25 protein-coding genes are annotated in these 22461 nt (G+C 69.5%); 11 read left to right on the plus strand and 14 right to left on the minus strand.

Annotated features, from left to right (window positions below; translation table 11 throughout):
• Positions 1–30 precede the first annotated feature (30 nt).
• Entirely contained in the window at positions 31–663 is a 633-nt protein-coding gene (locus tag BA895_RS01950; protein ID WP_070190148.1) for a methyltransferase domain-containing protein, read from the minus strand.
• A 125-nt stretch (positions 664–788) separates the two neighbouring features.
• Here BA895_RS01950 and BA895_RS01955 point away from each other — a divergent pair, with 125 nt between their 5' ends.
• The 3 genes from BA895_RS01955 to BA895_RS01965 are packed head-to-tail and all read left to right on the plus strand — an operon-like array spanning position 789 to position 3400.
• Positions 789–1163, plus strand: coding sequence for a YciI family protein (locus tag BA895_RS01955; RefSeq protein WP_070190149.1), 375 nt, complete (start codon positions 789–791; stop codon positions 1161–1163).
• A gap of 7 nt (positions 1164–1170) precedes the next feature.
• Positions 1171–2421: an RNA polymerase sigma factor gene (locus BA895_RS01960; RefSeq protein WP_070190150.1), complete on the plus strand. Its 1251-nt coding sequence runs from the start codon at positions 1171–1173 to the stop codon at positions 2419–2421.
• A gap of 34 nt (positions 2422–2455) precedes the next feature.
• Complete coding sequence (locus BA895_RS01965; RefSeq protein WP_070190151.1) at positions 2456–3400, plus strand: alpha/beta fold hydrolase; 945 nt, start codon at positions 2456–2458, stop codon at positions 3398–3400.
• Positions 3401–3437: 37 nt separating this feature from the next.
• On the opposite strand, the gene BA895_RS01970 is transcribed toward BA895_RS01965, so the two are convergent.
• Entirely contained in the window at positions 3438–3650 is a 213-nt protein-coding gene (locus BA895_RS01970) for a molybdopterin-binding protein (RefSeq protein ID WP_070190152.1), read from the minus strand.
• Positions 3651–3876: 226 nt separating this feature from the next.
• Here BA895_RS01970 and BA895_RS01975 point away from each other — a divergent pair, with 226 nt between their 5' ends.
• Positions 3877–4494: a bifunctional 2-polyprenyl-6-hydroxyphenol methylase/3-demethylubiquinol 3-O-methyltransferase UbiG gene (locus BA895_RS01975; RefSeq protein ID WP_070190153.1), complete on the plus strand. Its 618-nt coding sequence runs from the start codon at positions 3877–3879 to the stop codon at positions 4492–4494.
• A 30-nt stretch (positions 4495–4524) separates the two neighbouring features.
• On the opposite strand, the gene BA895_RS01980 is transcribed toward BA895_RS01975, so the two are convergent.
• Positions 4525–5340: an alpha/beta hydrolase gene (locus BA895_RS01980; RefSeq protein ID WP_070190154.1), complete on the minus strand. Its 816-nt coding sequence runs from the start codon at positions 5338–5340 to the stop codon at positions 4525–4527.
• 86 nt (positions 5341–5426) lie between these two features.
• Positions 5427–5642 carry a hypothetical protein gene (locus BA895_RS01985; protein ID WP_070190290.1) on the minus strand — a complete coding sequence of 72 codons (216 nt, stop codon included), beginning with the start codon at positions 5640–5642 and terminating at the stop codon, positions 5427–5429.
• Positions 5643–5870: 228 nt separating this feature from the next.
• On the opposite strand from BA895_RS01985, the gene BA895_RS01990 reads away from it, so the two are divergent.
• From BA895_RS01990 to BA895_RS23805, 4 genes are all read left to right on the plus strand, one after another.
• Positions 5871–6269 carry a VOC family protein gene (locus BA895_RS01990; protein ID WP_070190155.1) on the plus strand — a complete coding sequence of 133 codons (399 nt, stop codon included), beginning with the start codon at positions 5871–5873 and terminating at the stop codon, positions 6267–6269.
• A gap of 72 nt (positions 6270–6341) precedes the next feature.
• Complete coding sequence (locus BA895_RS01995) at positions 6342–6677, plus strand: YnfA family protein (RefSeq protein ID WP_070190156.1); 336 nt, start codon at positions 6342–6344, stop codon at positions 6675–6677.
• 100 nt (positions 6678–6777) lie between these two features.
• Positions 6778–7308 carry a hypothetical protein gene (locus BA895_RS02000; RefSeq protein ID WP_070190291.1) on the plus strand — a complete coding sequence of 177 codons (531 nt, stop codon included), beginning with the start codon at positions 6778–6780 and terminating at the stop codon, positions 7306–7308.
• Between the two features lie 136 nt (positions 7309–7444).
• The gene (locus tag BA895_RS23805) at positions 7445–7609 is read left to right on the plus strand and encodes a hypothetical protein (RefSeq protein ID WP_175442223.1); all 165 of its coding nucleotides are present in this window, start codon (positions 7445–7447) and stop codon (positions 7607–7609) included.
• 64 nt (positions 7610–7673) lie between these two features.
• Here BA895_RS23805 and BA895_RS02005 read toward each other — a convergent pair whose 3' ends face one another.
• Together BA895_RS02005 and BA895_RS02010 are read right to left on the minus strand one after the other, a co-directional pair.
• Positions 7674–8969, minus strand: a complete 1296-nt coding sequence (locus BA895_RS02005; RefSeq protein ID WP_083282865.1) for a cyclopropane-fatty-acyl-phospholipid synthase family protein — start codon at positions 8967–8969, stop codon at positions 7674–7676.
• On the minus strand, positions 8966–10468 hold the full coding sequence (locus BA895_RS02010) for an FAD-binding oxidoreductase (protein WP_070190157.1): 1503 nt from the start codon (positions 10466–10468) through the stop codon (positions 8966–8968). The genes BA895_RS02005 and BA895_RS02010 overlap by 4 nt, the downstream gene beginning before the upstream one ends.
• Before the next feature lie 218 nt (positions 10469–10686).
• Here BA895_RS02010 and BA895_RS02015 point away from each other — a divergent pair, with 218 nt between their 5' ends.
• Together BA895_RS02015 and BA895_RS02020 are read left to right on the plus strand one after the other, a co-directional pair.
• Complete coding sequence (locus BA895_RS02015; protein ID WP_070190158.1) at positions 10687–11238, plus strand: SigE family RNA polymerase sigma factor; 552 nt, start codon at positions 10687–10689, stop codon at positions 11236–11238.
• The gene (locus BA895_RS02020; protein ID WP_139142469.1) at positions 11235–12503 is read left to right on the plus strand and encodes a hypothetical protein; all 1269 of its coding nucleotides are present in this window, start codon (positions 11235–11237) and stop codon (positions 12501–12503) included. Before BA895_RS02015 ends, BA895_RS02020 begins: the two co-directional genes overlap by 4 nt.
• Positions 12504–12564: 61 nt before the next feature.
• Here the strand turns inward: BA895_RS02020 and BA895_RS02025 are convergent, their stop codons facing one another.
• Both BA895_RS02025 and BA895_RS24840 read right to left on the minus strand, forming a co-directional pair.
• On the minus strand, positions 12565–14154 hold the full coding sequence (locus tag BA895_RS02025) for an HNH endonuclease signature motif containing protein (protein ID WP_070190160.1): 1590 nt from the start codon (positions 14152–14154) through the stop codon (positions 12565–12567).
• A gap of 138 nt (positions 14155–14292) precedes the next feature.
• A complete protein-coding gene (locus tag BA895_RS24840) occupies positions 14293–15207 on the minus strand; it encodes a peptidoglycan-binding protein (RefSeq protein WP_083282866.1) in 915 nt (304 codons plus the stop codon).
• Between the two features lie 35 nt (positions 15208–15242).
• Here BA895_RS24840 and BA895_RS02035 point away from each other — a divergent pair, with 35 nt between their 5' ends.
• Positions 15243–15773: a DinB family protein gene (locus BA895_RS02035; protein ID WP_371327682.1), complete on the plus strand. Its 531-nt coding sequence runs from the start codon at positions 15243–15245 to the stop codon at positions 15771–15773.
• A gap of 9 nt (positions 15774–15782) precedes the next feature.
• Here the strand turns inward: BA895_RS02035 and BA895_RS02040 are convergent, their stop codons facing one another.
• The 6 genes from BA895_RS02040 to BA895_RS02065 all read right to left on the minus strand — a co-directional run bounded on the left by BA895_RS02040 (position 15783) and on the right by BA895_RS02065 (position 22340).
• Entirely contained in the window at positions 15783–17066 is a 1284-nt protein-coding gene (locus BA895_RS02040) for a DUF6596 domain-containing protein (RefSeq protein ID WP_070190163.1), read from the minus strand.
• Between the two features lie 40 nt (positions 17067–17106).
• Positions 17107–17502 carry a YciI family protein gene (locus BA895_RS02045; RefSeq protein WP_070190164.1) on the minus strand — a complete coding sequence of 132 codons (396 nt, stop codon included), beginning with the start codon at positions 17500–17502 and terminating at the stop codon, positions 17107–17109.
• A 127-nt stretch (positions 17503–17629) separates the two neighbouring features.
• Complete coding sequence (locus tag BA895_RS02050; protein WP_070190165.1) at positions 17630–18415, minus strand: SDR family NAD(P)-dependent oxidoreductase; 786 nt, start codon at positions 18413–18415, stop codon at positions 17630–17632.
• An 87-nt stretch (positions 18416–18502) separates the two neighbouring features.
• Positions 18503–19504 (minus strand): GTP pyrophosphokinase family protein, encoded by a 1002-nt coding sequence (locus BA895_RS02055; RefSeq protein WP_070190166.1) that lies wholly within the window; start codon positions 19502–19504, stop codon positions 18503–18505.
• Positions 19505–19554: 50 nt separating this feature from the next.
• Positions 19555–21216 carry an iron ABC transporter permease gene (locus tag BA895_RS02060; protein ID WP_070190167.1) on the minus strand — a complete coding sequence of 554 codons (1662 nt, stop codon included), beginning with the start codon at positions 21214–21216 and terminating at the stop codon, positions 19555–19557.
• 2 nt (positions 21217–21218) lie between these two features.
• Positions 21219–22340: an extracellular solute-binding protein gene (locus BA895_RS02065; RefSeq protein ID WP_083282868.1), complete on the minus strand. Its 1122-nt coding sequence runs from the start codon at positions 22338–22340 to the stop codon at positions 21219–21221.
• Positions 22341–22461: the final 121 nt, after the last annotated feature.

Raw genomic sequence — 22461 nt, forward strand, 5'->3', positions numbered from 1 at the left:
ACGGGTGGCCCGCCGTTCGCGCACCAGCGGTCAGCGTCGCCGGGCCACCACGGCGTACAAGGGGTCGCCCCGGTAGGTGCCGCCCTGCTCGGGCGGCGCCGGGGTGCGCCGAGACACCTCAGGCTCGGTGAAGCCGCCGGCGCGCCGCAGGTAGTCGACGACGAGGCCGCAGCGGCCGGCATCCGTCTCCTGCAGCCAACCCCGCACGGCCTTGGTGGGGAAGCAGCGGTTGGAGAAGGTGATCACCACCGGTGCGGCCGGCGTCAGCACGCGACCCACCTCGGCGAGCACCTCGACCGGGTGGGTGAGGTAGTCGACCGACACGCAGCACAGGGCCGCGTCGAAGGCGCCGTCATCGAAAGGCAGCCTGGGGTCGGCGTTGAGGTCATGCACCACCCGGCGCGATGCCGCTGGGTTCGCGTCGAGCTCGTCGACGTTGAGCCCCAGCACGGTCAGCGACTCGGGCGCGGTGGTCAGGTGCGACACCCACGACGACATCAGGTCGAGCACCCGACCCGACACCGCCAGCTCGTCGTAGAGCTGCCCCACTGCAGCGATGGCCGCATCGTCGATGTGGGTGACCAGGCGCGGGAAGGCGTAGAAGTCGGGGTCGGGGCCCGGATCGGCGCGATCCAGGAAGCCCTCGGGCAGCGCATCACTCATCGGGCCAGCCTTGCACTGCTCATCTTCCAAGTTCGCGGCTACCCTTCTGTCGATCGGGGCGGAGGCCGTTCGTGTAGTGGGTGAGGGCAGCCACGCCGGCGCCCCCTGACCGAGAGGGAAGCACCATGAAGACCTACCTGATCAGCCTGATGTCGGCCGACGGCCCACCCCCTGACGATCTCGACGTCTCGCAGGTGATGGGCGACCTCGAGCTGGTCAACGCCGACATCCGCGCGGCGGGGGGATGGGTGTTCGCCGGTGGCCTGGCCGACACGGCATCCGCCACGACCCTGCGGCCCGGCCGGGGCCGTGAGGCGGTGCTCACCGACGGCCCCTTCGTGGAGGTGAAGGAGCACCTGGGCGGGATCTCGGTCGTCAAGTCGAACGACTACGACCAGGTGATCGGCTGGGCCCGGCGTATCCACGCGGCTACCGGCCTGCCGATCGAGGTGCGCCCGTTCATGGGCGACGGCGACCCCGGTATGCCGGCCACCGAATGAGACGCCCGTGAGCCGAGCGCCCGAACCCGACGTCACGAGTACTGCCATCGCCGCCGTGTTCCGGGAGGAGCACGGCCGGGCGGTGTCGGTGCTGATCCGGGCGCTCGGCGACATCGAGCTCGCCGAGGATGCCGTTCAGGAGGCCTTCGCTGTAGCCGTCGAGCGCTGGCCGACAGACGGGCTGCCGCCCAGCCCGGCAGGGTGGCTCATCACGACGGCCCGAAACCGCGCCATCGACCGGCTGCGGCGTGAGGGGAGTCGAACCCAGCGGCATACCGATGCCCTGCTGCTCTACGCCCAGCACGACGAGGCGCCCCCACGAGAGGAGGGCCCGGTGCGCGACGACCGGCTGCGGCTCATCTTCACCTGCTGCCACCCCGCTCTCGGCCGCCCGGCCCAGGTGGCACTCACCCTGCGGCTGCTCGGCGGGCTCACCACGGCTGAGATCGCTCGCGCCTTCCTGGTGCCGGAGGCGACGATGGCGCAGCGTGTGGTGCGCGCCAAGAACAAGATCCGCGACACCGGCATCCCCTACCGCGTGCCGCACGACTCTGACCTGCCCGAGCGACTGGCGGCGGTGCTCGCGGTGATCTACCTCGTGTTCACCGAGGGCCACCGGGCAACCTCCGGTGACACTTTGGTGCGTACCGACCTGTGCGCCGAGGCGATTCGGCTGGCCCGGGTGCTGGCCGAGCTGATGCCCGACGAGCCCGAGGTCACCGGGCTGCTCGCGCTGCTGCTGCTCACCGACGCGCGACGCGCGACGCGCACCGATACGTCGGGTCAGCTCGTGCTGCTGGCCGACCAACCGCGCGAACGGTGGGACCTACGGCTGATCGCAGAGGGGCATGCTCTGGTGCGAGAGTCCCTGCGCCGCAACGCTCCTGGCCCGTACCAGATACAGGCTGCCATCAACGCGGTGCACGCCGACGCCCTCACCTTCGCCGAGACCGACTGGCGGCAGGTCGTCGCGCTCTACGACCAGCTGCTCGCGATCGCTCCCACCGACGTGGTGCGCCTCAACCGCGCCGTTGCCGTCGCCGAGGTCGAGGGCCCGGCCGTCGGGCTGAGCCTTGTCGACGCGCTCCAGCTGCGAGACGCGGCGGCGTGGCACGTCGCCAGGGCCGACCTCCTCCGCCGACTCGGCGCCACGTCTGAGTCCGTCGCGGCCTACGACGCTGCGATCGGGCTGACCGCCAGCGGGCCCGAACGCCACTTCCTGCTGGCCAGACGGAACGCCTTGCCGCGGGTCGACTGACGCATCACCCGTACCCGCGAGTAGATTCTCCGCCATGACCGCATTGACGGATGCCGCCCCCACCGACCTCGCGGCCCCCTGGGGTGGCACCAGCCGCTTCGCCGACCTGCGCGGGCCGGTTCACTGGGTTGACTTCGGCGGGCCCGACGAACCTACCGGCGGGCCACCGGTGGTGCTGGTGCACGGGCTGGGCGGGTCTCACCTGAACTGGGTGGGCATCGGTTCGACGCTCGCCCGCAACCACCGGGTGGTGGCTATCGACCTCGCCGGGTTCGGGCTGACGCCGGCGCACGGCCGGTCGACGAGCGTGCGGGCGAACGCTGACCTGCTGGGCCGGTTCGTGCGCGAGGTCATCGGCGAGCCGGTTGTGCTCGTGGGTAACTCGATGGGTGGGATGATCTCGCTGCTGCTCGCCGGGCACCACCCCGAGCTGGTGAACGCCCTGGTGCTCGTCGACCCGGCTCTGCCGACACCCAACCAGCGACCGGACCGTCAGGTGCTCGTCGAGTTCATGATCTACGCCACCCCGGTCGTCGGCGAGGTCTACCTGACTCGCGCCACGAAGCGCTACACCGACCGGCAGCGGGTGATGAGCACGGTCGCGATCTGTTTCGCCGAGCCGTCGCGCGCCGACGCGGAGGTCATCGACGCCGACATCGCCCTGACGGCTTACCGCGGAACGCAACCCGGCCCGGAGAAGGCGTTCCTCGGGGCTGCCCGCTCCCTCGTCAAGGTGCTGCGGTCGGGTAGCCGGTACCCAGCCCACATCCGGGGTGTCGACAAGCCGGTGCTGCTCATCCACGGCGAGCTCGACAAGCTCGTGCCGGTCGCGGCAGCACGGCTCACCGCGGCTGACAACCCGTCGTGGCAGACCGAGTTCCTCCCGGGGGTGGGCCACACGCCGCAGCTCGAGCGCCCCGACCTCGTGCTGGCCCGGCTCGTGCCGTGGCTGTCGCAGCTGCCGGCCAGCTCGTCCTGATCGAGCGTCAGAGCCGACGGTCAGATCTGAGCACTGTTCACTCGACCCCGATGGTGACCTCTGTCGACTTGACGAGTGCCACCACGGGGCTGCCTTCTGCGAGAGCCAGGTCGACTGCGGCGTCGCGCGTGATCGAGGAGGTGATGACCTGCTCGCTGCCGTCGAGCTTGATCTTGACTACGGCCATGGCCTCACCGAGCACGACCGATACGACGGTGCCGGGCAGCTGGTTGCGGGTGGAGAGCTTCATGAGGTGCCTTTCGCGTTGAGTAGAGACCGACGCTAGAGCGGTGGGCGACTCGACCGCAAAACACTCCGCTGCTGCGCGCCTTTCCTGCCGATCTGGCCTGAGCTGCGAGGGATCGGGGCGGTGGTGGACGTCAGTCGGGCCACGACGTCACTTGTCGGCTCAGTCGTCGCCTGGAGTCGGACCCGGCCCGGGAACGTAGGCTGGCCCTGAAGAAGGGATTGCGGATATGGACGCGCATGACTGGGACGAGCGGTATGCCGCTCACGACCTGGTGTGGTCGGCCGAGCCCAACCAGTTCGTCGCCGAGCTGGTGGGGGCGCTTTCGCCGGGCAGTGCCATCGACGTGGCAGCGGGGGAGGGCCGCAACGCCATCTGGATGGTCGAGCAGGGCTGGACGGTGACCGCTGCCGACTACTCAGCCGTCGCGGTCGACCGGGCCCGGGCACTGGGTGACCAACGGCTCGGTGACCGGGCCTCGAGCTTGACGACCGTAGTGGCCGACGCCACCCTGGCGCTGCCGGGTGGGCCGGGCGCTTACGACCTGGCGCTGTTCTCGTACCTGCAGCTGCCGGCATCCATGATGCGCGAGGCGCTCGCGGCCGCGATCGAGGCGGTGCGCATTGGTGGCCACGTCATTGTCGTCGGTCACGCCGGGCGCAACCTCGAGCAGGGCCATGGCGGGCCGAGCGACCGGGCTGTTCTGTACGACCCCGACGAGGTGTTGACCGCGGTCGCCGACCGGCCTGTCGAGGTCGAGAGCTCGCAGATCAGGGTGCGCCGCGTCGAGACCGAGCAGGGGCCGCGCGAGGCGCTCGACACCGTGGTGGTGCTGCGCCGCGTCTGACGGTGCCACCGAGCCCCAGTGCGGCCCGGCTCAGTCGCCCGGCTGGGCCGGCAGATTAGTGTGGATGAACGCGATGACGTCAGCGAGAACCTCTTGCTGGTTGGTCTCGTTGAAGATCTCGTGCCGGGCCTCCGGGTAGCTCTTCGCCGACGAGTGCTGCCCCGCGAGGGCCGCCCATCCCACCGCCGACTCGCGCATCGGAACGAGCTGGTCGTGCTCTCCGTGCAGCCACAGGATCGGGGTGTCGACCTGTCCGGATGCCGTGATCGCGTCGATCGCCTGCTGGATGGCCAGGATGGTCGGACGCTTGAACGGGCCGTGCCACACGAGGGGATCGGCCACGTACGCCTCGCCGACGGCCGGGTCGCGGCTCAGTGTCGACGGGTCGATCGGCACGTCAGGGATCTCTTCCGGGGCCAGCAGCGCATCGAGTGCTGACCAGGAGCCGATGACGGGGCCGGAGAGCACCGTGCACGCCAGGTCGGCGCCCCATTGCTGGGCGTAGCGGGCCCCGATCATGCCCCCCATGGAGTGCCCGACCAGCACCATCGGCAGGCCCGGGTGCTCTGATCGGGCGCGCATCTCCAGCAGGTGGACGTCGTCGACGACCTTCTCGAAGTCGGTGATCAGCACAGGCTCGCCATCACTCTGCCCGTGCCCGACGTGGTCGACCGCGTAGACGACGGCCCCGTCGTCGACGAGGCGTTGCGCGACGTGCTCGTAGCGGCCGGAGTGTTCGCCATAACCATGCACCAGCAGCACGACGTAGGTGGTGTGGCCCCCGGCCCACCTCCGGCCGAAGATCGATCCTGCGTGGCCTTGGTAGCGGAAGTCGGTCTCGTCCATGCCGCCACCCTCACCTGAATCCAACTCTCTGGCAAGGGCTTGGAAACCCGACTGTTATGGGAGTGAGCGGGATCGCCGGGGCCGGCTCAGCAGCGTCCGTACTTCTTGTGCACCGCCTGCTTGCTCACGCCGAGCTGGGCAGCGATGTCGGCCCAGGCCAACCCGCTCACCCGCGCGCGGCGCACGACGGCCGCCTCGGTGCGGTCGGCGGCACGACGCAGCTCACGAGCCGCAGCAAGGGCGGCTCGCGGGTCGTCGTCGCCCGTGGCCTGCGCAAGTCTCATCACGTCGCCCACCTCCATGTCAGCCAGCCTCCACACGCCGTCGACGGTCGTCGTCTCGTCAACCTTGATTGACACCCTAGCCAGCACCCTGGGCATAGTCAACGAAGGTTGACGATCGCAACTCTCGCTCTCGGTGAGTCAGGGCCAGACTCTCCGCTCCAGGTTCTGTGCTCGCCATGTTGCTCATCGGTCTGATCCTCTTCGGCTCGATCGTCGGAGCGCTGCGGCAGCCGCGATACTGACGAGATGACCCTCGAGCTGTCGCACACGACCGTGAACGCGCGCAACGCCTACGCCCAGTCGGTGTGGTGGGCCGACCTGCTCGGCTACCACGAGGATCCCGACGACCCCAACCTGCCCGGTCACGAAGAGTGCATGGTCTTCTCGGCCGATGGCTCCCACCGCATCCTGTTCATCGAGGTTGCGGACGCGAAGGCGGGTCGCAACCGCATCCATCTGGACCTGCGGCCGGTCGAACGCACCCGCGACGAGGAGCACGACCACGTGCTCTTGCTGGGTGCGACCGACGTCGACGACCGCCGCACCGCAGACGGACGCGGCTGGTTCGTGATGGCCGACCCGGAGGGTAACGAGTTCTGCATCCTGCGCAGCGAAGCCGAGCGCCGGTCTGCGGGTGACGCCTGACCCGGAGGCGCCCAGGCCGTGGCGTCCGGGGCGTGGCGCCCGGAAGGACGGACGGTCTGCGACGATGCTCGCGTGACCGTCGCCCGTTCGATCGTGCTCTTCGTTCTCGCCGCCGTCGCCGAGATCGGTGGGGCCTGGCTGGTCTGGCAGGGGGTACGAGAGCACCGCGGCTGGGCCTTCATCGGTGCCGGCGTCATCGCGCTCGGCCTGTACGGCTTCGTCGCAACCCTGCAGCCCGACGCGAACTTCGGCCGCATCCTGGCCGCTTACGGCGGCGTGTTCGTGGCCGGCTCTCTGCTCTGGGGGATGGTGGTCGACGGGTTCCGCCCCGACCGCTGGGACGTGGTGGGGGCGACCGTCTGCCTCGCCGGTGTTGCCGTGATCATGTTCGGGCCTCGGACCGTCTGAGGCGGTGGGGCTGCCCCTTGCCGCTCGCAGTGCGCACGCCGCAGCACGCACTCTGGACGCGTGGCCCCAACGGGTGGACCATGGCTACACGGAGGCCGCCATGAACGCTGAACCCTCACTCGCCGGACGCCGCCTCGATCGCGCCGCGGTGGACCCCCCGACTGGTCAGCGGGTCGACACCCCCGTCGAGATGGCGGCGTACTTCGAGCGGGTGAGAGCGCACCGCTCCGAGCTGCGCGAGTCGGTGGCGGCGGTCGGCCTGGCGCTCGAGTCGCCCATCGCCCGTGGGGGCGCCTGGCGTGAACGGGTGCGGGCAGCGCTGGCTGAGCTGGCTCACGACTTCGCCGCCCATATCGACCTGACCGAGAGCCCGGGCGGAATCTACGACCGGGCCAAGCACACCGCACCGCGACTGTCCGTGGCGGTCGACCGCCTGCTCACCGAGCACCGCGACTACCGCGACGCGATCGGCGGTTACCTTGCGGTGCTCGAACACGGCGGCACCACTGCCGACCTCCCAGCCTTTCGCGAGGAGCTGACCACCCTGGTGGGTCGGTTGGTTCGTCACCGTCAGGCCGGTGGCGACCTCGTGTACGAGGCCTACGAGGTCGACCTCGGCGGATCAGACTGAACGTGGGCCGGTGAACCTTGCCCGGCCGGCTCGCAGCCTCGGCGCAGGATCGTCTCAGGGGGGCTGCGTAGCCTCATGACCACGTCGACGCCGACCACATCGACGCCCACCACATCGACGGCAGAGGAGGCCGGCCGTGCTCACATCACGAGGGTGGCGGGTGTCGCCTGCCCTGGTTCTCTGCGCTCTGCTGCTGGCCGTGACGGCGTTCTTCGTGGCTCACCCCACCGCCGACAGCTCGACCGTGCCGCCGCCCGTCAGCAGGGCGACCGCCACCCATCCGGCCGCCCACCTGCGCTGAGCACCTTTCGGCGGCCGACGTTCTCGTGCGGTCGTCACGAGCCACGAGCCACGAGCCACAGGCCTCAGCCGAGCTGCGAGATCACGCCCGGCTCGAACAGGGGGCGGAGGTCGAAGCCGGCCTCTCCCTCGAGGCTGGTGCGCGAGGCCAGCACTTGATGCAGCTGGATCTCGTTGCGTTCGAAGGCAATGCGTGAACCGGCGAGATAGAGGCCCCAGACCCTTGCGGTGGCGAGCCCGGTGAGCGCTACCGCGTCGTCCCAGTTCTTCGAGAGGTTGGCGTTCCAGCCGGCCAAGGTGCGTGCGTAGTGCTCACGGAGGTTCTCGTGGTGCCGCACCTCGAGACCCTCGTCCTCCATGACCCGCACGATCTCCCCCGATCCGGTGAGCTCACCGTCGGGAAAGACGTAGCGGTTGATGAACCCTCGTGCAGGCAGCCCCCCGTGCCGGTTGTCGGGCCGGGTGATGCAGTGGTTCAGCAGCCGGCCCTCGTCACGTAGGCGCTCGCGCAGGAAGCGGAAGTAGGAGGGGTAGTTCTTGATGCCGATGTGCTCGGTGAGACCGATGGAGCTGATCGCATCGAAGCCGCGCTCGGTGACGTCGCGGTAGTCGCTGTGACGCACTTCGGCCCGGCCGGCGAGGCCCTCGCTCTCGATCCGAGCCTGCGCCCAGCTCGCCTGCTCACGTGACAACGTGACGCCCAGGGCGGTCACGCCGTAGTGCCTGACCGCGTGGCGCACCATGCCACCCCAGCCGCAGCCGACGTCGAGAAGTCGCATTCCGGGCTCGAGGCCGAGCTTGCGGGCAACGAGGTCGTACTTGTACGCCTGTGCTTGCTCCAGCGAGGAGGTGTCGGTGGGATAGCACGCGCACGTGTAAGTCATCGACGGGCCGAGCACCAGCTCGTAGAACGCGTTCGAGACGTCGTAGTGGTGGCTGATCGCGTCGGCGTCGCGCCGACGGCCGTGGCGGAGACCATGAGCGAGTCGCGTGGCCGTGCCCGGTGTCTCGGTCTGCGGCAGCTCAGGCAGGTGCACGCCGGCCCGGCCGACGAACGCCGCCAGCTCAGCGGCATCCGTGAACGAGGGTCGCTTCGCTACCAAGCCGCTGCCGAAGAGCGAGAGCACCTCGTAGGGATCTCCTTCGTTCATCTCGTCGATGAGAAGGTCGCCCATGAGGTAGGCCCGCGCCATGCCGAGCATTCCGGGGGCGGTGAGCAGGTAGTTGAGGCCGCGTTCCGTGAGGAGGCGGATGACGAGGCCGTCGGGGCGGCCACCCGTCGAGCCGTCGTAGGCCACCACGTGGAAGGGGGCGTCAGCACCGAACAGCCGATCGAAGGCCTTTCCCACTGTGAGCGTCATCGCGCCTGTACCGCCTTCTCGTAGAGCGAGGGGAGTCGCCCCTCGGGGTCGTACTGGTGTTTCACCGGTCGGTAGGCCGTGTCGCCGTAGAGCGCGGAGAAGGTGGCCAAGTCGTAGTAGGCGTCGGAGTAGAGCGACTTGTGGCCCCCCACGGAAGTCACCTCGTGCTCGATCCGGCGGTTGACGTCGCCATCGGTGCCGCCGGGCTCGATCGCGACCGTCGACCAGAACCCGACATTGACGTAGGGCTCACCGTGGCGCATCGGGTAGAGCGGCCACGGCGGCTCGTCGGTGGCCGCAGCACCGACCTCGGCGGTCGCAGCTGGGGTCGGCTGCCGACCTTGCCCAGCAGCCGGCTGGGCGCGAAGGCGGATGGGGCAGAGCCAGATCGGCTCGATCGGCACCTCCCGAAGGAACCACGAGAGAAACTCGCTCGCACGCTCCAACGGGATCTCGACGTCCTGGATCACGCGCTCGCGGGCAGGCCTGTGCCGTCGCCGGTCGATGGCCGCCATGACGCCGTGCCCCTGCTCGAACGCGACGATCTTCCAGTACACGTCGCTGCGCAGCAGTCTCTTCGGCCAGAGCCGCCGCACGAGCGGATGCTGCGCTCCGAACGCGCGGCTGCACCAGAACCAGTCGGTGTCCCAGCGCCAGAGATAGTCGTGGGCGGTGAGCACATCGGTGCGCCGCTGCTGGATCGAGCGGTAGAACACCTGCCGCCCGGTGTAGTCGCTCGGCCGGATGCGGCCCTCGAGGTCGTCGCTCCAGCGACCCAGGCTGAGATAGCACTCGGTGGCCGAGAACACGACTCCGTCGACGAAGTCGACGCGCTCCTGATCCCAGCGTTGCTCGGCCACGACGGTGCCGATCGCCTGCACCAGCTCGTCGACCGAGGCGAAGCGCACGTGCCTCAGGTGAACGTAGGGCACCGCGCGCTCGAGCTCGATGACGAGGTCGAGCGCGTAGCCCAGGGAGCCGTAGGAGTTGGGGAAGGTGCGGAACAGCTCGGCGTGCTCGCCGTCGGGGCGTGCCGTGACCACCGTGCCAGCGCCGGTGAGGATGCGCATCTCGCGCACCGACTCGTGCGGCAGCCCGTTGCGGAACGACGATGCCTCGATGCCGAGGCCGGTGACTGCCCCCCCGATGGTGATGGTGCGCAGCTGGGGCACGACGAGGGGCACGAAGCCGTGGGGGAGCAGCAGGTCGACCAGTTCTTCGTACGTCGTCATGCCGCCCACCCGCGCGGTGGGGGTTTCCGTCTCCGAACCGGGGTCGAGCTCGATGAGGCCGTGGAAGGCCGAGACGTCGAGGCCTGTAGAGGTGTTTCTGGACCGGGCGCGAAAGAGGTTGGACGTCGACTTGGCCAGCCGTACCTGGCGACCGGAGGGTAGGTCGGCGTAAGCCCGTTCGATCGCCTCGAGTGCCCGCTCGTGCTGAGCAAGGGCCCGGGCGCGGTCGGGCGTAGGTGCCGCCGGTGCAACCGGAGAATAGGTCACGACACCGTCTTATCAAATGAATCTGATGTTGTGCAGTGCCAGTGGCGTTGGACAGTAGGGGGCCGCGGTGTGCCTGGATGCCGTCGGCAGAAGTCGTGGCGCTGTCGGACCAGATCGCTGAAGCAACCCTTTCGCCGCCAGATGCGTCTAGGGTCGGCGGCGCAGACGAAGGGCGCAGACGAAGGGCGCAGACGAAGGGCGCAGACGAAGGGGGGCGGATGCGGCAGCACGACGACGACTATGTGGAGTGGGTGACGGCTCGCCAGGCCGGCCTGCTGCGTTTCGCGTACTTGCTGACCGGTGATTCGCATTCGGCCCAGGACCTCGTACAGACCGCCCTGGCCAAGGCCTACCTGAAGTGGGACACGCTGCGGGTCGAGACCTCGCGAGGAGCCTGGGTGCGGCGCATCATCGTCAACGAGCAGGCCAGCGTCTGGCGCCGCCCGTGGCGCCGGCACGAAGTGGTGAACACGCCCTATCTGGAGTTCATCGATGTCGGTGAGGTCTCGGTCGCCGGTCGAGCCGGTCCGATGGCGGCAGGCGGCGGTTGGCCGGAGGGTACACAGCCGGGCGGGTTCGACTCCCAGCTCTGGGAAGTCGTCTGCAGCCTGCCTCCGCGGCAACGTGCCGCCGTCGTGCTCCGGTACTACGAGGAGCTCTCCGAACGAGAGACCGCTGATGTGCTCGGCTGCTCACTCGGAAACGTGAAGAGCCAGACCCACCGGGCGCTGGCAGCACTCCGTGTCAAGCTCGAGGAGGTGCGGTCATGAGCCCTGCACAACGTGGCCGTCAGCTTGAGTCGGAGGTGTCCCCGGCCTTACGGCGAATCGCCGAGGCGACCTCACCCGAGAGGGCAGCGCCCGAGGGTGATGGGCTGGCCCGCGCAGCCATCGCCCAGGCGGTCGGGATCCGGCGGCGTCGACGTCTCGCCGGGGCGGCCGTGGCCGCAGCGGTGGTCGTGGCGGTTGCCGTTTCCCTCGTCATGCGTCCCGGATCTTCCGCACCGGTTCCGGCTGGTCCGACGATGGGAAGCGTCAGCCGCTCAGCGCCGACCGTCGGGGCCACGAAACCGGTGACGCCTCGGGTCACGGCTCGGGTCACGGCCAACCTGCCCGCTCTGCAGGAGTCTACGAGCCCATCGATCGTCGGCCGTGTTGTTCGGCCCTACGTCGTCGACGGGGTCTACCACGGCGAGTCGGGAACGGTGCGTCTCGGGAGCCAGGAACAGCTGCGCGGTCTTGTCGACGTGCTCAACCTCGCGGGCGGGGCTCGAGTGCTCAGGCTCGAGCCACCGGGTGGGCCAGTCAGCACCGTGGTGCAGAGCGCGGGAGGTCGCAAGGTGCTTAGCCTGCCGGCGGTGAGCGGCCCGACCGTGGCCGACGCCTCCGGTACGAGGTTCGCGATGCTCGACGTGGGCACCGAGTCGTTGACTCTCCGCGATCAGCGGGGAACGGTGCTGGAGCAGACGCCGGCACCTGGCATCCGTTCGATCGCCGGCTTTGCGGGTAACCGCGTTCTCGTCACGAACGACGCGGGCGCGGCGCTGTGGAACCTGGCGTCGGGAGCGGTCGAGCCGTGGACGAGCGATCGGGCCCTGGACGCCTCGGACGCCGCGGCGGCAGCTCTTCTGCTGTCGGGCGTCGACTCGGGGCTGTCTTGTTGGAGCGTGCGGTCGACGACCGAACGGGGGACGTCGGCGGCGTCTCACTGTGGCTCGGCTGTTCCCATTGCGCTCACGGCCGACGGTCGGTACGTGCTGGCGCGAGAAGAGCCGTCGAACGGACAGGAGCAGGTTCTCGTTCTTGACGCGTCTACCGGTGAGCCCGCTCTGGCCGTCGCCGTGGGCGAGGACGCGACCGTGACCCAGACCGGGTTCCGTATCGGGCAGGAGGAACTCGTGCTGGATGTCGTGGGACGCCAGGGTGGCCACCGGCTCGTCGGTTGCACCCTGAAGGGCCGGTGTGAGTCGTTGACGTCGACCGTCAGCGCAGAGACCTCGCGTGATCTGGAGCCCTACCTGCTGGTGCGCGACTGACTCCTGCTGTCGTTTCGAGCCCGTCGTCAAGGATGCCGTCGAGCAGGCGCCGACCGGCCGGTCACGGGCTGTGGTCGGGTGGCCCGGTGGTGAAGGTGGTGCGCCAGCGCTGCCAGGTGTGCCAGGTGTGCCAGGTGACGCCGGTGTCGGTGATGGTCGCGGTGAGATGCTTCTCGTGGACGTAGATGTGGTGTCGCCGGCACAACAGGGCGAGGTTGCCCAGACAGGTGGTGCCGCCATCGATCCAATGCCGCACGTGGTGGGCGTCGGTCCATTGGGCGGGGGTGGAGCAGCCCGGGAACGAGCAGCCCTTGTCGCGGAGCCACAGGGCGGTGCGCATGGCCCGGGTGACGAGGCGTTCTTCCCGACCGACGTCCAATGGTTGGGAGTCGGAACCGAGGACGACGGGGATGATCGTGGCGTCGCACGCCATCCGGCGCACGATGGCGGCGCTGAGCACGTCACCACTCAGACACGACCCACCACCCGGTTTGGGCTTGGTCGTGGCCCAGTCCGGTGGGCAGCCGTTCGCGGCCCAGTCCCGCAGGGTCTCGAAGCCCATCGTGACGACGATCTTGGCCTTGTCCGTCGACGGCACTTCATTGGGTGATGAGACCCCGCGGGCGACGAGGTCGAGCAGGGCGTCCATCCGGCGCTGGTGCGGTGGTCGGGGGTCGTCCTCGATCTTCACCCCGGCCTCGTCAGTCAATGGGCGGGGTGCGGACAGGGGGTCGATCGCGGCCTTGAGGGTCGCGGCGCCTTCGGGGTCGAGAGTGCCGCTCATTCCGACCATCCCGGCCGCGTTCGGGCTGGTGAACCACAGGCCGCGCGCGTCTCGGCGTTTCTGGTCGTGTTCGTCCGCGTTCTTCGGGGGGCGGACCTGGTCGGCGAGCTCCCGGGCGAGCCTGGCGAGCTGTTCCCACCGCAGCAGGGGTGCTTGTTCGGTGAGGTGGGTGACGGCTTGGGCGAGGTCGCCGGGGTCAGCGACGGGCTTGAGGCGGTGGAAGAAGTCGATGACCTGTGCGGCCTTACCGACGGTGACCCGCCCGGTCTGAGTCTGCTGTCCCGCGGCGGCGGTGTCGCCGGCGGTTCCGCCGGTGACGGCCTCGCGCAGCTGGGCCCAACGGGGCTCGTTGAACGCGGCCCCACACGTCACGACCGCTTTGGCAGCGCTGGCGGTCAGAGTGGGGTCGACCGTGCGCAACCAGTCGACCCGCGACAGGCCACCCGGGGAAGCCACGCCGCGGGCCTCGAGCTGGGTCACCAGGCGCACCAGGTTGACCTCCTTGTGGTGTTCCACGGCGCCGAGCTGGGTCACCGACTCGAGCAGGTCAGGCTCGCTCATCCGGGCCGGTTCCATCTGGGGACGGTCCAGGCTCGCGGCCGCGAACGCGAACCCCGACGCGTACGCGCCGGACACGTTCGACCAGTTCGCCCAATGGACCGTCAACGGCTCCGGGAACTCCCGTGAAAGCCGCGAGGCGCCTGTCGAAGCCGCCCCGGGCACCGGCCTTGGAGCCGGATCAGCGGCATCCGTGCTGGGGGTGGACCAGAACCCGGCCGCCGCGGTGCCCCCGGTGGCACGCTGGCTCGACTCGAGATCGGCCAGCTGCTGCCGGAGCCTCTCGAGAAGCGAACCCTTCGTGTTCATGACTCAAACCCTAGAGGCCACCACCGACACTCCCCAGCGCGCGGAATCGGCTTGTCCACAACCGAACTGGCTACTCGACTGTACGAAAGTGGCCACTCGACCTGAGCGCTGCGGCCACGAGGTCGTGGAGTGGGAAGCTCAGGGGCAGTGCCAGCCAGTTGCCCCTCCTGACTGCAGCGCGAAGCGCGTGGCTTCGCCGACAATTCCGTCGGGCACGTTGCCGGTCGCTCGCTGGAACCGCTTCACCACGGCTGCAGTCTGCCGCCCGAACGACCCGTCAACCGAGATCGTGCACCCCTGTGAGCGAAGGGCCCGTTGCAGCGTCACGACGTCGGCACCCCTTGATCCGGCCCGTAGTGTGCGCCCGCTCAGGGCGCGGCTGATGATCGTCACCCATACGACACGGTCGACCCGGCCTGAGGTGTCGACGACGCCTTCGGTGCCACGCGCGACGTTGAGAATGGCAGCCCTGGTCTGTGGCCCGTACGATCCGTCGACGATGACAGGCCCCAGCTTTGCGTCGTTCAGGAGGCACTGCAGGGCTGCAACGGGAGCCCCCTCGTCTCCCGGTCGCAACAGCGGATAGGAGGGCAGGGTCCGCTGACAGTCAACCTTGGCGGGCGTCACCGCGCTTGGCTGAGCCGAGGGTGAGGTCGTCGGCGCCTGGGCCGCGGAGGTCGGCGTCGTCGGGACGGCGGATGAGCTCGCACTGCCTGCCGACACCGCGCCGGTGGAGGGCACAGCGGCCCCGGTGGGTGATGCGCCTGTCGCCGAAGAGGTGACGACCGGGCCGGTCGGTGCCGAAGGGGCGTTGGCGGTGCAACCCGTGAGTGCCATGACTCCGGCGCAGAGCAACGTCGACAGCGTGGCGGCCCGGCCGGCAGAGATCGTGTCACGGGTAGCGTGTCGAGCCGTCGATCGCATGGTCGCCCTCTTCTCGGGTCGGTTCTCGCGCACCGCCATATCCGCTGCCGGTGAAAATCGCACCCGCGGCCTCGATACCAAGACGCGCGCCGGCGGTGCAAGGTTGCGTGGGTCCTCGAGAAAACTCATGGTGAGGGTGGCCGCGCGCCGATAGTTTGACCCGCGTGACAACCGAACGCACTGACCCACCGCTGGCGACCGACGAAGCCACCACCCTGGTCGCCTTTCTTGACTACCACCGCGACACGTTGCGGATGAAGACCGAAGGGCTGACGCAGGGGCAGCTGGCGCAGCCGCTCGCGCCGTCGAGCCTCACCCTCGCCGGCCTGTTGAAGCACCTGGCGCTCGTCGAGACCAGCTGGTTCGACGAGGTGCTGCACGGTCGGCCGATGGGGGAGCCGTGGTCTGAAGTCGACTGGGATGCCGACCCCGACTGGGAGTTTCGCACCGCCGCCGACGACAGCCCCGAACAGCTGCGGGCGATGCTGGATGCCGCTGTCGAGCAGTCACGGCGCAACATCGACGAAGCCTTGGCCGCCGGGGGTCTCGACCATCTGTCGGTGACGCTTGACCGGAAGGAGAACCAGCAGTTCAGCCTGCGCTGGATCCTGCTGCACCTCATCGAGGAGTACGCCCGCCACAACGGGCATGCCGACTTCCTGCGTGAGGCCATCGACGGCGTCACGGGCGAGTGACCGCGCCGGTCACGGCGAGGCGCGACGTAGGCAGAACCGTCGCAGGGCCTCAGTCGGCATGATCTCGGCGAGCTCTCGGTAGCGGCGACCCGCAGCTTTACGACGACCCGTGCGCCACGCAATGTCGGCCAGCGTCAGGCTCGCGTCGCGGCTCGCGTACGTAGCTGAGTCTGCCTCGAGGTCCGCCAGCTCGTCCTCGACCCGTTCGAGTGAGGTGCCCGCGTCGCTGTCCGTCGGCAGCGTTCCGGCGAGGATGCCGTGGGCTGTCGCCGCGAGCCGAGCGACCCGTACCGACGGGGCCGGCCACACCCCTTCCAGGGCGTGGTAGAGCGACACGACCTGTGACCAGTCGGTGTCATCGAAGCTGCTTGGGCTCGAATGCAACCCGGCGATCGCAGCTTGGATGGCGAACCGGCCGCTGCCTCGAGTCGCGAAGGTGGCGTCGGTCAGGCCGGCGGCGAGCAGCCCGCGGTCCCACAACGATCGGTCGACCTCGTCGAGGGGCAACGCAGTGCCCGAGTCGTCGAGTCGGGCCGAACGTCGGGCGAGGCCGAGTCGGATGACGGCTCGCAGCCCCCGCACCTCCGGATCGTCTGGGAAGGCCCGCACCAGCGAGTCGGCGATCGACAGTGACTGGGCACCCGTGTCGTCGAACGCGGTGGCAGGGTCGAGGCTGGTGCGGTGCGCGACGGTGAACATGCCTGCCACGCAGGCGAGCACGACCGGCAGCCGAGTCTTCGCCTCGGCTCGACCCGGAACGCGGAACTCGCCACGCGCCTGGGCCAGTGCCTTCTTGGCCCGGGTGAGCCGAGCGGCCGTGGCGGCGTTCTGCAGTCCGAGGTGGTGGGCGATCTCGGGCACCGAGAGGCCGCACACCACGCGTAGGGCCAGTACCATCTGCGAGCTGGGCGTGAGCGCGTCGTCACAGGCCACGAACAGCAGGGCGACCCGGTCGTCCAGGTCGTCACCGAACCCGGAGTCCGGGGCGTCGTCGGGTAGTTCGGGGGTAGCCATGGCACGCCAGGTCGCTTCGGTCGGATCCGTCTCGGGCGGAAGGAGCGTGGGCGCCAGTCGCCGCTCCACCGCCCGGCGCCGGGTCTCGTCGACCCAGGCCCGTTTGGCTACAGCGGTGCACCAGGCGGCGAACGAGTCGATGTGACCGTCGTGAGCGGCGGCGCGTGCGACCGCCTCGGCCGCGTACTCCTCGGCCTCGTCGAGACTTCCCGTGAACGAGGCCAGGGCCCGCACGACGCGGGGCCAGGCATCGTCGAACTCGCTTCGGGTCGGCCGCATCGCGCCATTGTGCCGCCTTGAGCCGACTACCCGATAAAGGTCACGACATCGGGAAGACCTTGCGCCACTCGATCGTGCTGGCCGTCGGCACCAGCGCGGCGATCGTGCGTGCCATCTCGGCGTCGGCCACTTCCACGAGGTAGAAGCCGCTGACGATCTCGGAGGTGTCGGTGAAGGGGCCGTCGGTGTACACCGCGTCGTCGGCCTTGCGGTCGCTCTGGCCCGGGGTCACCACGCCGCCGTACTTGGAGTCCTGAAGCGCCTCGCCGCCGATGATGCGGGCCCCCATGGCTGCCACCGCCTTGGCGAAGACGCCGTGGGCGGGAAAGCCGCCGTTCATGTCGTTCGCGTGCTCGCTCGGCTCGGCGGCCCCGGGAAGATAGGCGTCGGAGTTCCAGTCGCCCTCACGGATCAGGTACAGGTAGGTGTCGGTCATGGCTGTCTCCTCTGTGAGTGGGTTCTGCTCACGTGGCGGGGGTCCGTCACACCATCCTGACGAACTCACACCCGCAGAATCGACATCGAGGCCCGACCGGTTCCGGAAGTCTTCGGCGAAGTGCGGCTCAGATGACCGAGGCGGCCCCGCCGTCCATCGGCACGATCGCACCGGTGATGTAGCCGGCTCGTTCCGACGCGAGGAACAGCACGGCATCCGCGATCTCGGCAGGCTCGGCCGGTCGGCCCATCGGGATCGAGGCGATCTTCTGGGCCCGCAGCTCATCGACGGTGCGACCGGCGGCTCGCGACTGCGCCTCCAGCCCCGCCTCGACGCGCGAGGTTCGCGTCATTCCCGGGCTCACCGCGTTGACCCGAACTCCTTGTGCGGCATACGCGCTGGCGAGCCCGACGGTGGCGAGCATGAGGGCGGAGTTGGCCGCTCCACCAGCCACGTGCATGGGGTCGGCTCGGCGCCCACCCTGCCCGATGACGTTGACCACGACGCCCGCGCCGCGGCCGGCCATCAGGGCGATCACGGGTTGGGTGACGTGCAGGTAGGTGAAGTACTTCGCGTCCATGGCGTCGCGGTAGGCGGCCGCATCGAGCTCGGCGGGCGGGTGTCGGCGGGCCGCACCCGCACAGTTGACGAGCACGCTGATGGGGCCGTGCGCGGTCTCGACGCGCGCGACCATCGTCGCCGCCGCGTCCGGATCCCTCAGGTCGGCGACCATCGTGTGCATCACAAGGCCGTCGGCGGCGAGCTCGTCTCGGGCCCGTTCGAGGTTCTCCAGGCTGCGGGACACCCCGACGACCACGGCGCCCTCCTCGGCCAGTGCTCTGGCGCAGGCCAGGCCGATGCCTTTGCTTGCGCCGGCGACAAGGGCGAGCCTGCCGGCCAGACCGAGATCCATCAGGGTGCTCCTAGGTAGTCGTTGGTGCGTTCGGTGACGCGGGATCATGGGTAGGCGACCTGCCGGGGCGGATGCCGCGGGCCGGGCTCAGCGCAGCTTGGTGAGCCGCCCTTCCAGCGCGGCCACCCGGTGCTCGTTTCCGGTGAGCGCGAGGTATCGCTCGCGGAAGACCGCCAGCAGGGCGTCGTCGAGGCGTCTGACAGCTCCGGGCGGGTACTTGTAGCCCATCCGCTCGCTGACCGCTGCGCTGTCGACATCGGCGATGGCGCTCTCGAGCTCGTCGATCGAGGTGATGCCGAGCTCGAGCAGCAGCCCGGAGACCCACGAGTAGTGGTCGGTGCGTGACCACCCGGCATCCGTGAACCGGCCGGCGAGGAAGGTGGCGAGGTCTTGCGCGCTGATGCGGGGGTCCTCGTCGGGCACGGGCCGTTTGGCCGGCATCGTGGCCTGCAACCGGTCTCGGATGGCCGTGAACTCGCGGTCGGCGAGCTCGAGCAGTCCGGCCGCCAGGGTGAAGCGGCGGTCGAGGTCGGGCGCGTGCTCCTCGGGCACGGAGCCCTTGTAGCGGATGTCGTGCTCGAACTCGGCCCAGGCGTGCTGCAGCACGGTGCGCACCTGCACCGACGCGCTGCTGCGTCGTAGCGACTCGTAGACGGCCGGCACCGTGCGACTCGCGTCGACGGCGACGAGCAGGTGCCGGCTGGCGTAGCCGAAGCGGCCCTCGCGAGCGGTCTCCTCACCCATGTCGCGGTCATCGAGCACCGCGAGCTCCTCGCTCAGCACGTCGGCCACAGCAGCGACGTCGTCGTGGATGTAGGTGATCACGCGGAGGCCGATCTGGTCGGTGATGCCCGAGAGCGGGTCGGGGTAGAGGGGCGCCCCGCCCACCAGACGTTGGGCCTTGCCGGCGAAGGAGGCCACCGACTTGGTGCGCCCGCTGACGCTGAGGTAGTTGATGCCGGCGTCGTCGAGCAGGTCGGTGACGAGCCGGACGAACAGCTGGGTCGCTGCCTCGAGCTCGGGCAGCCGGGCGGCGTACGTGTCGACGGCGAGACGGACAGTGTCCTCGGGGGTGCGGGTCGTCGGCATGCTCCCATCTTGCCCGCCACGGGCCAGCGCTGGAAAACGCGTGCTGCCGGTCACTGGTGGGTGGTGAGGGCGAGCCGCCGCGGTTCGCCGTCGAGAGACGCGCCGGCTGGCTTGCGCGGACCTCCCCCGTCGAGCCGGCCCGTCTCGACGCTGGCGGGCGCCGATGTCGTCGCCGCCAGGGTGCCTCGCACGAGCAGGTAGACCGGAAGGATGCCGAGCAGCACGAGCAGGGCCGCGTAGGGGGCGGCCGCTGTGAAGTCGAGCGACTCCCCGTTCGTCGTGGCCCACAGCTTGCTCGAGAGCGTGCTGGAGTTGAACGGCAGGAGCATGAGCGTCGTGGTGAGCTCCTTGCTCGCGTCGAGTGCGACGAGGATCGCTCCCGCGGCCAAGCCCGGTGCGGCCAGGGGCAGGGTCACTCGCGCGAACGTGCGAGCGGGCCGGGCCCCCAGCGACGATGCCACCTCGTCGTAGGAGCGCCGGGCAGACTGTAGGCCCACCCGCTGGTTGGCGACCGCGAGGGGCAGGAAGAGGATGACGTAGCCGGCCACGAGCACGGCCGGGGTCTTGTAGAGCGACGGGACCAGTCGAGTGGCCAGGAAGACCAACGCCAGGGCGAGGATCGCGCTCGGTATCGCATGGGCCAGCCACACCGCGCGCTCGGTCAGGTGCGAGAGAGGCTTGGGGTGCCTGGTGACCCACCAGCTGACGGGCAACGCGCAGAGGGTGGCCACCAGGGCCGCGGCGAGCGCGTAGCCCACGGTGTTCGACAGGGCGGCCCCCACCTGCGACCAGGAGGCGGTCATGGTGCCCTGCGCGGTGAGGAGGCCTCGCACGGTCATGAGTACGGTCGGCCCGACCGCAAGCAGGGGAACCACCAGCGCGACCAGCAGGACCGGCCAGCGCCACGAGCCGAGGGTCGACCGCCGTGGCGGTCGTGAACCGCCCCTGGCCACCTCCGCGATGACGCTGCGGCCCGAGAGCCAGCGAGTCGACATCAGCACCAGCACCGAGAACCCGGCGAGCAGCAGCGACAGCGAGCGGGCCGACTGGTAGTCGCCGTAGTCGAGCATCTCGGCCATGATCTTCGTCGTCAGGGTGCTGCGCCCCAGCTGCACCATGGCGCCGTACTCGGCCAGGACGTGCAGGGTGACGATGAGTAGACCGGCCCCCAGCGCGGGACGCAGCGCGGGCAGGCTCACCGTGCGGAAGGCGCTGAACCGCCCAGGCCGAAGGCCGCTCACCACCTCCTCGAGGGCCGGGTCGACGCCCCGCAGTGCGATGAGGCAGGGCAGAAAGACGTACGGGTAGAGCGTCAGCGACATCACGACGGCGGCACCGACGAGGCTCGTCACGACCGACGACTGCGGTGCGAACACGAGCTCGGCAGAGTAGGTGGCGTAGGCGCTGACGAAGCCCGGAACGGCCAGCGGCACAGTGAAAAGCACCGTGAGCAGCCGCGGTGCCGGCACGGTCGTCCTCGTGACGACCACGGCCGCGCCCACCCCCAGCACCGTGGTCACGCCACCGATGAGCGCCGTCAGCACGAGCGTCTGGACCACTGCGGCTGAGGTCGAGGGGTAGTCGAACTGGGCGCGAATGTCACTGAGCGAGGTTCCGCTGAGAAACAGGTAGATCAGCGGAACCAGGGAGGCCACGGCCACTGCGACCGCCAACCACGCGGCGACCGAGCCGGGTCTCGTGAGGCGGCGCACAGTCAGCCCTTCGACAGACCCAGCTGCTTCAGCAGGCTCTCGGCCTGCTGCGAGTCGGCGAGGGAGTCCATGTCGAAGGTTGGCGACTTGATCTCGCTGAGGTCACCGCTCACGCTGCTGGCCACTCCCGGCGCCACCGGGTACTGGGCCTCGGACACCTCGGCCGGTGCGCCCGCGATCAGCTTCTGCCCCCCGTCCTTGGCCGTGAGCCAGGCCAAGAACTTCTGCGCAGCCGGCTGGTTCTGGCTCGACTTCAGCACGCCGGCACCTGAGGAGAGGATCAGGTTGCCGGGGTCGATCGCAGGGAAGTGGTAGATCTTCGAGGTCAGCTTGTCGGGGCCACCCTTCTGACCAGCCAGCACCCACCAGTAGTAGTGGTTCGACAAGCCCATGGCGTGCTTGCCCGCCTCGACCGTGTCGCGGACGTTGCCGTTCTTCTGCTCGTTGATGCCGTTCGCCTGCACGCCCTCGAGGAAGGTCTTTGTGGCCGCCGCGCCCTGCGTGTCCAGCAGGTACTGGGTCGTGGCCACGAACGCGCCCGACGGTGCCCACGCGAACATCCCCTTGTACCGGAGCGCGACGATGTCGGCAAGGGTCTTGGGCAGCGCGCTCTCGGCGATCTTCGTCGGGTTGTAGTAGAGCACGCGGGTGCGCGCCGCGTAGGCCACCCACAGCCCCTTCCCCGAGCTGAGGCCGGGACGGACCTGCTCCAGCGTGGTCGGGTCGACGGGGGCGAGCAGCCCGGCGGAACCGAGCTGAGCCACCGGGCCCGGATCCTCGGAGAGGAAGACGTCGGCCTTGGCGGCGCTGCCCTCGGCCTGGATCTGACCGACCGTCGCATCGTTCTGGATGTTGAACCTCACACCGGACGCTGCGGTGTAGGCCTTGGTCAGGCCCTCGACGAGCTCGGCGTGCTGGTCGGTGTAGACCGTGATGGTGGTGGCCGCGGCCTTTGACGACCCCGATGACCCGGCCGTGGCTCCGGCGTCCGAACCGCAGCCGGCGGCGAGGGCCAGGGCCGACGTCGAGACGACAGCGACGGTCGCGCGGGCCAACCTCGGCTGACGTCCAGGCACCCTCCCGACGAGCCGGCTCAACAGGGAGGTGGTGCGGGTCGCGGTCATGGAGCGGTACCTCTCAAACGTGGGGTGGTCTTGCTCAACACCCTACGCGATAGGTTAGCCTGTCCTAACTCAGGACCATCACGGGAAACCAGGACGGATCGAGCTCGTCCATGGGCTCGTC

The sequence above is a fragment of the Humibacillus sp. DSM 29435 genome (genome assembly GCF_001758225.1).
Lineage (GTDB): Bacteria > Actinomycetota > Actinomycetes > Actinomycetales > Dermatophilaceae > DSM-29435.

Excerpts from the sequence above, each read along its gene's own strand:
- BA895_RS01950 (WP_070190148.1), bottom strand. The coding sequence starts at position 663 with ATGAGTGATGCGCTGCCCGAGGGCTTCCTGGATCGCGCCGATCCGGGC.
- BA895_RS01955 (WP_070190149.1), top strand. The coding sequence starts at position 789 with ATGAAGACCTACCTGATCAGCCTGATGTCGGCCGACGGCCCACCCCCT.
- BA895_RS01965 (WP_070190151.1), top strand. The coding sequence starts at position 2,456 with ATGACCGCATTGACGGATGCCGCCCCCACCGACCTCGCGGCCCCCTGG.
- BA895_RS01970 (WP_070190152.1), bottom strand. The coding sequence starts at position 3,650 with ATGAAGCTCTCCACCCGCAACCAGCTGCCCGGCACCGTCGTATCGGTC.
- BA895_RS01975 (WP_070190153.1), top strand. The coding sequence starts at position 3,877 with ATGGACGCGCATGACTGGGACGAGCGGTATGCCGCTCACGACCTGGTG.
- BA895_RS01980 (WP_070190154.1), bottom strand. The coding sequence starts at position 5,340 with ATGGACGAGACCGACTTCCGCTACCAAGGCCACGCAGGATCGATCTTC.
- BA895_RS01985 (WP_070190290.1), bottom strand. The coding sequence starts at position 5,642 with ATGGAGGTGGGCGACGTGATGAGACTTGCGCAGGCCACGGGCGACGAC.
- BA895_RS01990 (WP_070190155.1), top strand. The coding sequence starts at position 5,871 with ATGACCCTCGAGCTGTCGCACACGACCGTGAACGCGCGCAACGCCTAC.
- BA895_RS02000 (WP_070190291.1), top strand. The coding sequence starts at position 6,778 with ATGAACGCTGAACCCTCACTCGCCGGACGCCGCCTCGATCGCGCCGCG.
- BA895_RS02005 (WP_083282865.1), bottom strand. The coding sequence starts at position 8,969 with ATGACGCTCACAGTGGGAAAGGCCTTCGATCGGCTGTTCGGTGCTGAC.
- BA895_RS02015 (WP_070190158.1), top strand. The coding sequence starts at position 10,687 with ATGCGGCAGCACGACGACGACTATGTGGAGTGGGTGACGGCTCGCCAG.
- BA895_RS02020 (WP_139142469.1), top strand. The coding sequence starts at position 11,235 with ATGAGCCCTGCACAACGTGGCCGTCAGCTTGAGTCGGAGGTGTCCCCG.
- BA895_RS02025 (WP_070190160.1), bottom strand. The coding sequence starts at position 14,154 with ATGAACACGAAGGGTTCGCTTCTCGAGAGGCTCCGGCAGCAGCTGGCC.
- BA895_RS24840 (WP_083282866.1), bottom strand. The coding sequence starts at position 15,207 with ATGAGTTTTCTCGAGGACCCACGCAACCTTGCACCGCCGGCGCGCGTC.
- BA895_RS02040 (WP_070190163.1), bottom strand. The coding sequence starts at position 17,066 with ATGCGGCCGACCCGAAGCGAGTTCGACGATGCCTGGCCCCGCGTCGTG.
- BA895_RS02045 (WP_070190164.1), bottom strand. The coding sequence starts at position 17,502 with ATGACCGACACCTACCTGTACCTGATCCGTGAGGGCGACTGGAACTCC.
- BA895_RS02050 (WP_070190165.1), bottom strand. The coding sequence starts at position 18,415 with ATGGATCTCGGTCTGGCCGGCAGGCTCGCCCTTGTCGCCGGCGCAAGC.
- BA895_RS02055 (WP_070190166.1), bottom strand. The coding sequence starts at position 19,504 with ATGCCGACGACCCGCACCCCCGAGGACACTGTCCGTCTCGCCGTCGAC.
- BA895_RS02065 (WP_083282868.1), bottom strand. The coding sequence starts at position 22,340 with ATGACCGCGACCCGCACCACCTCCCTGTTGAGCCGGCTCGTCGGGAGG.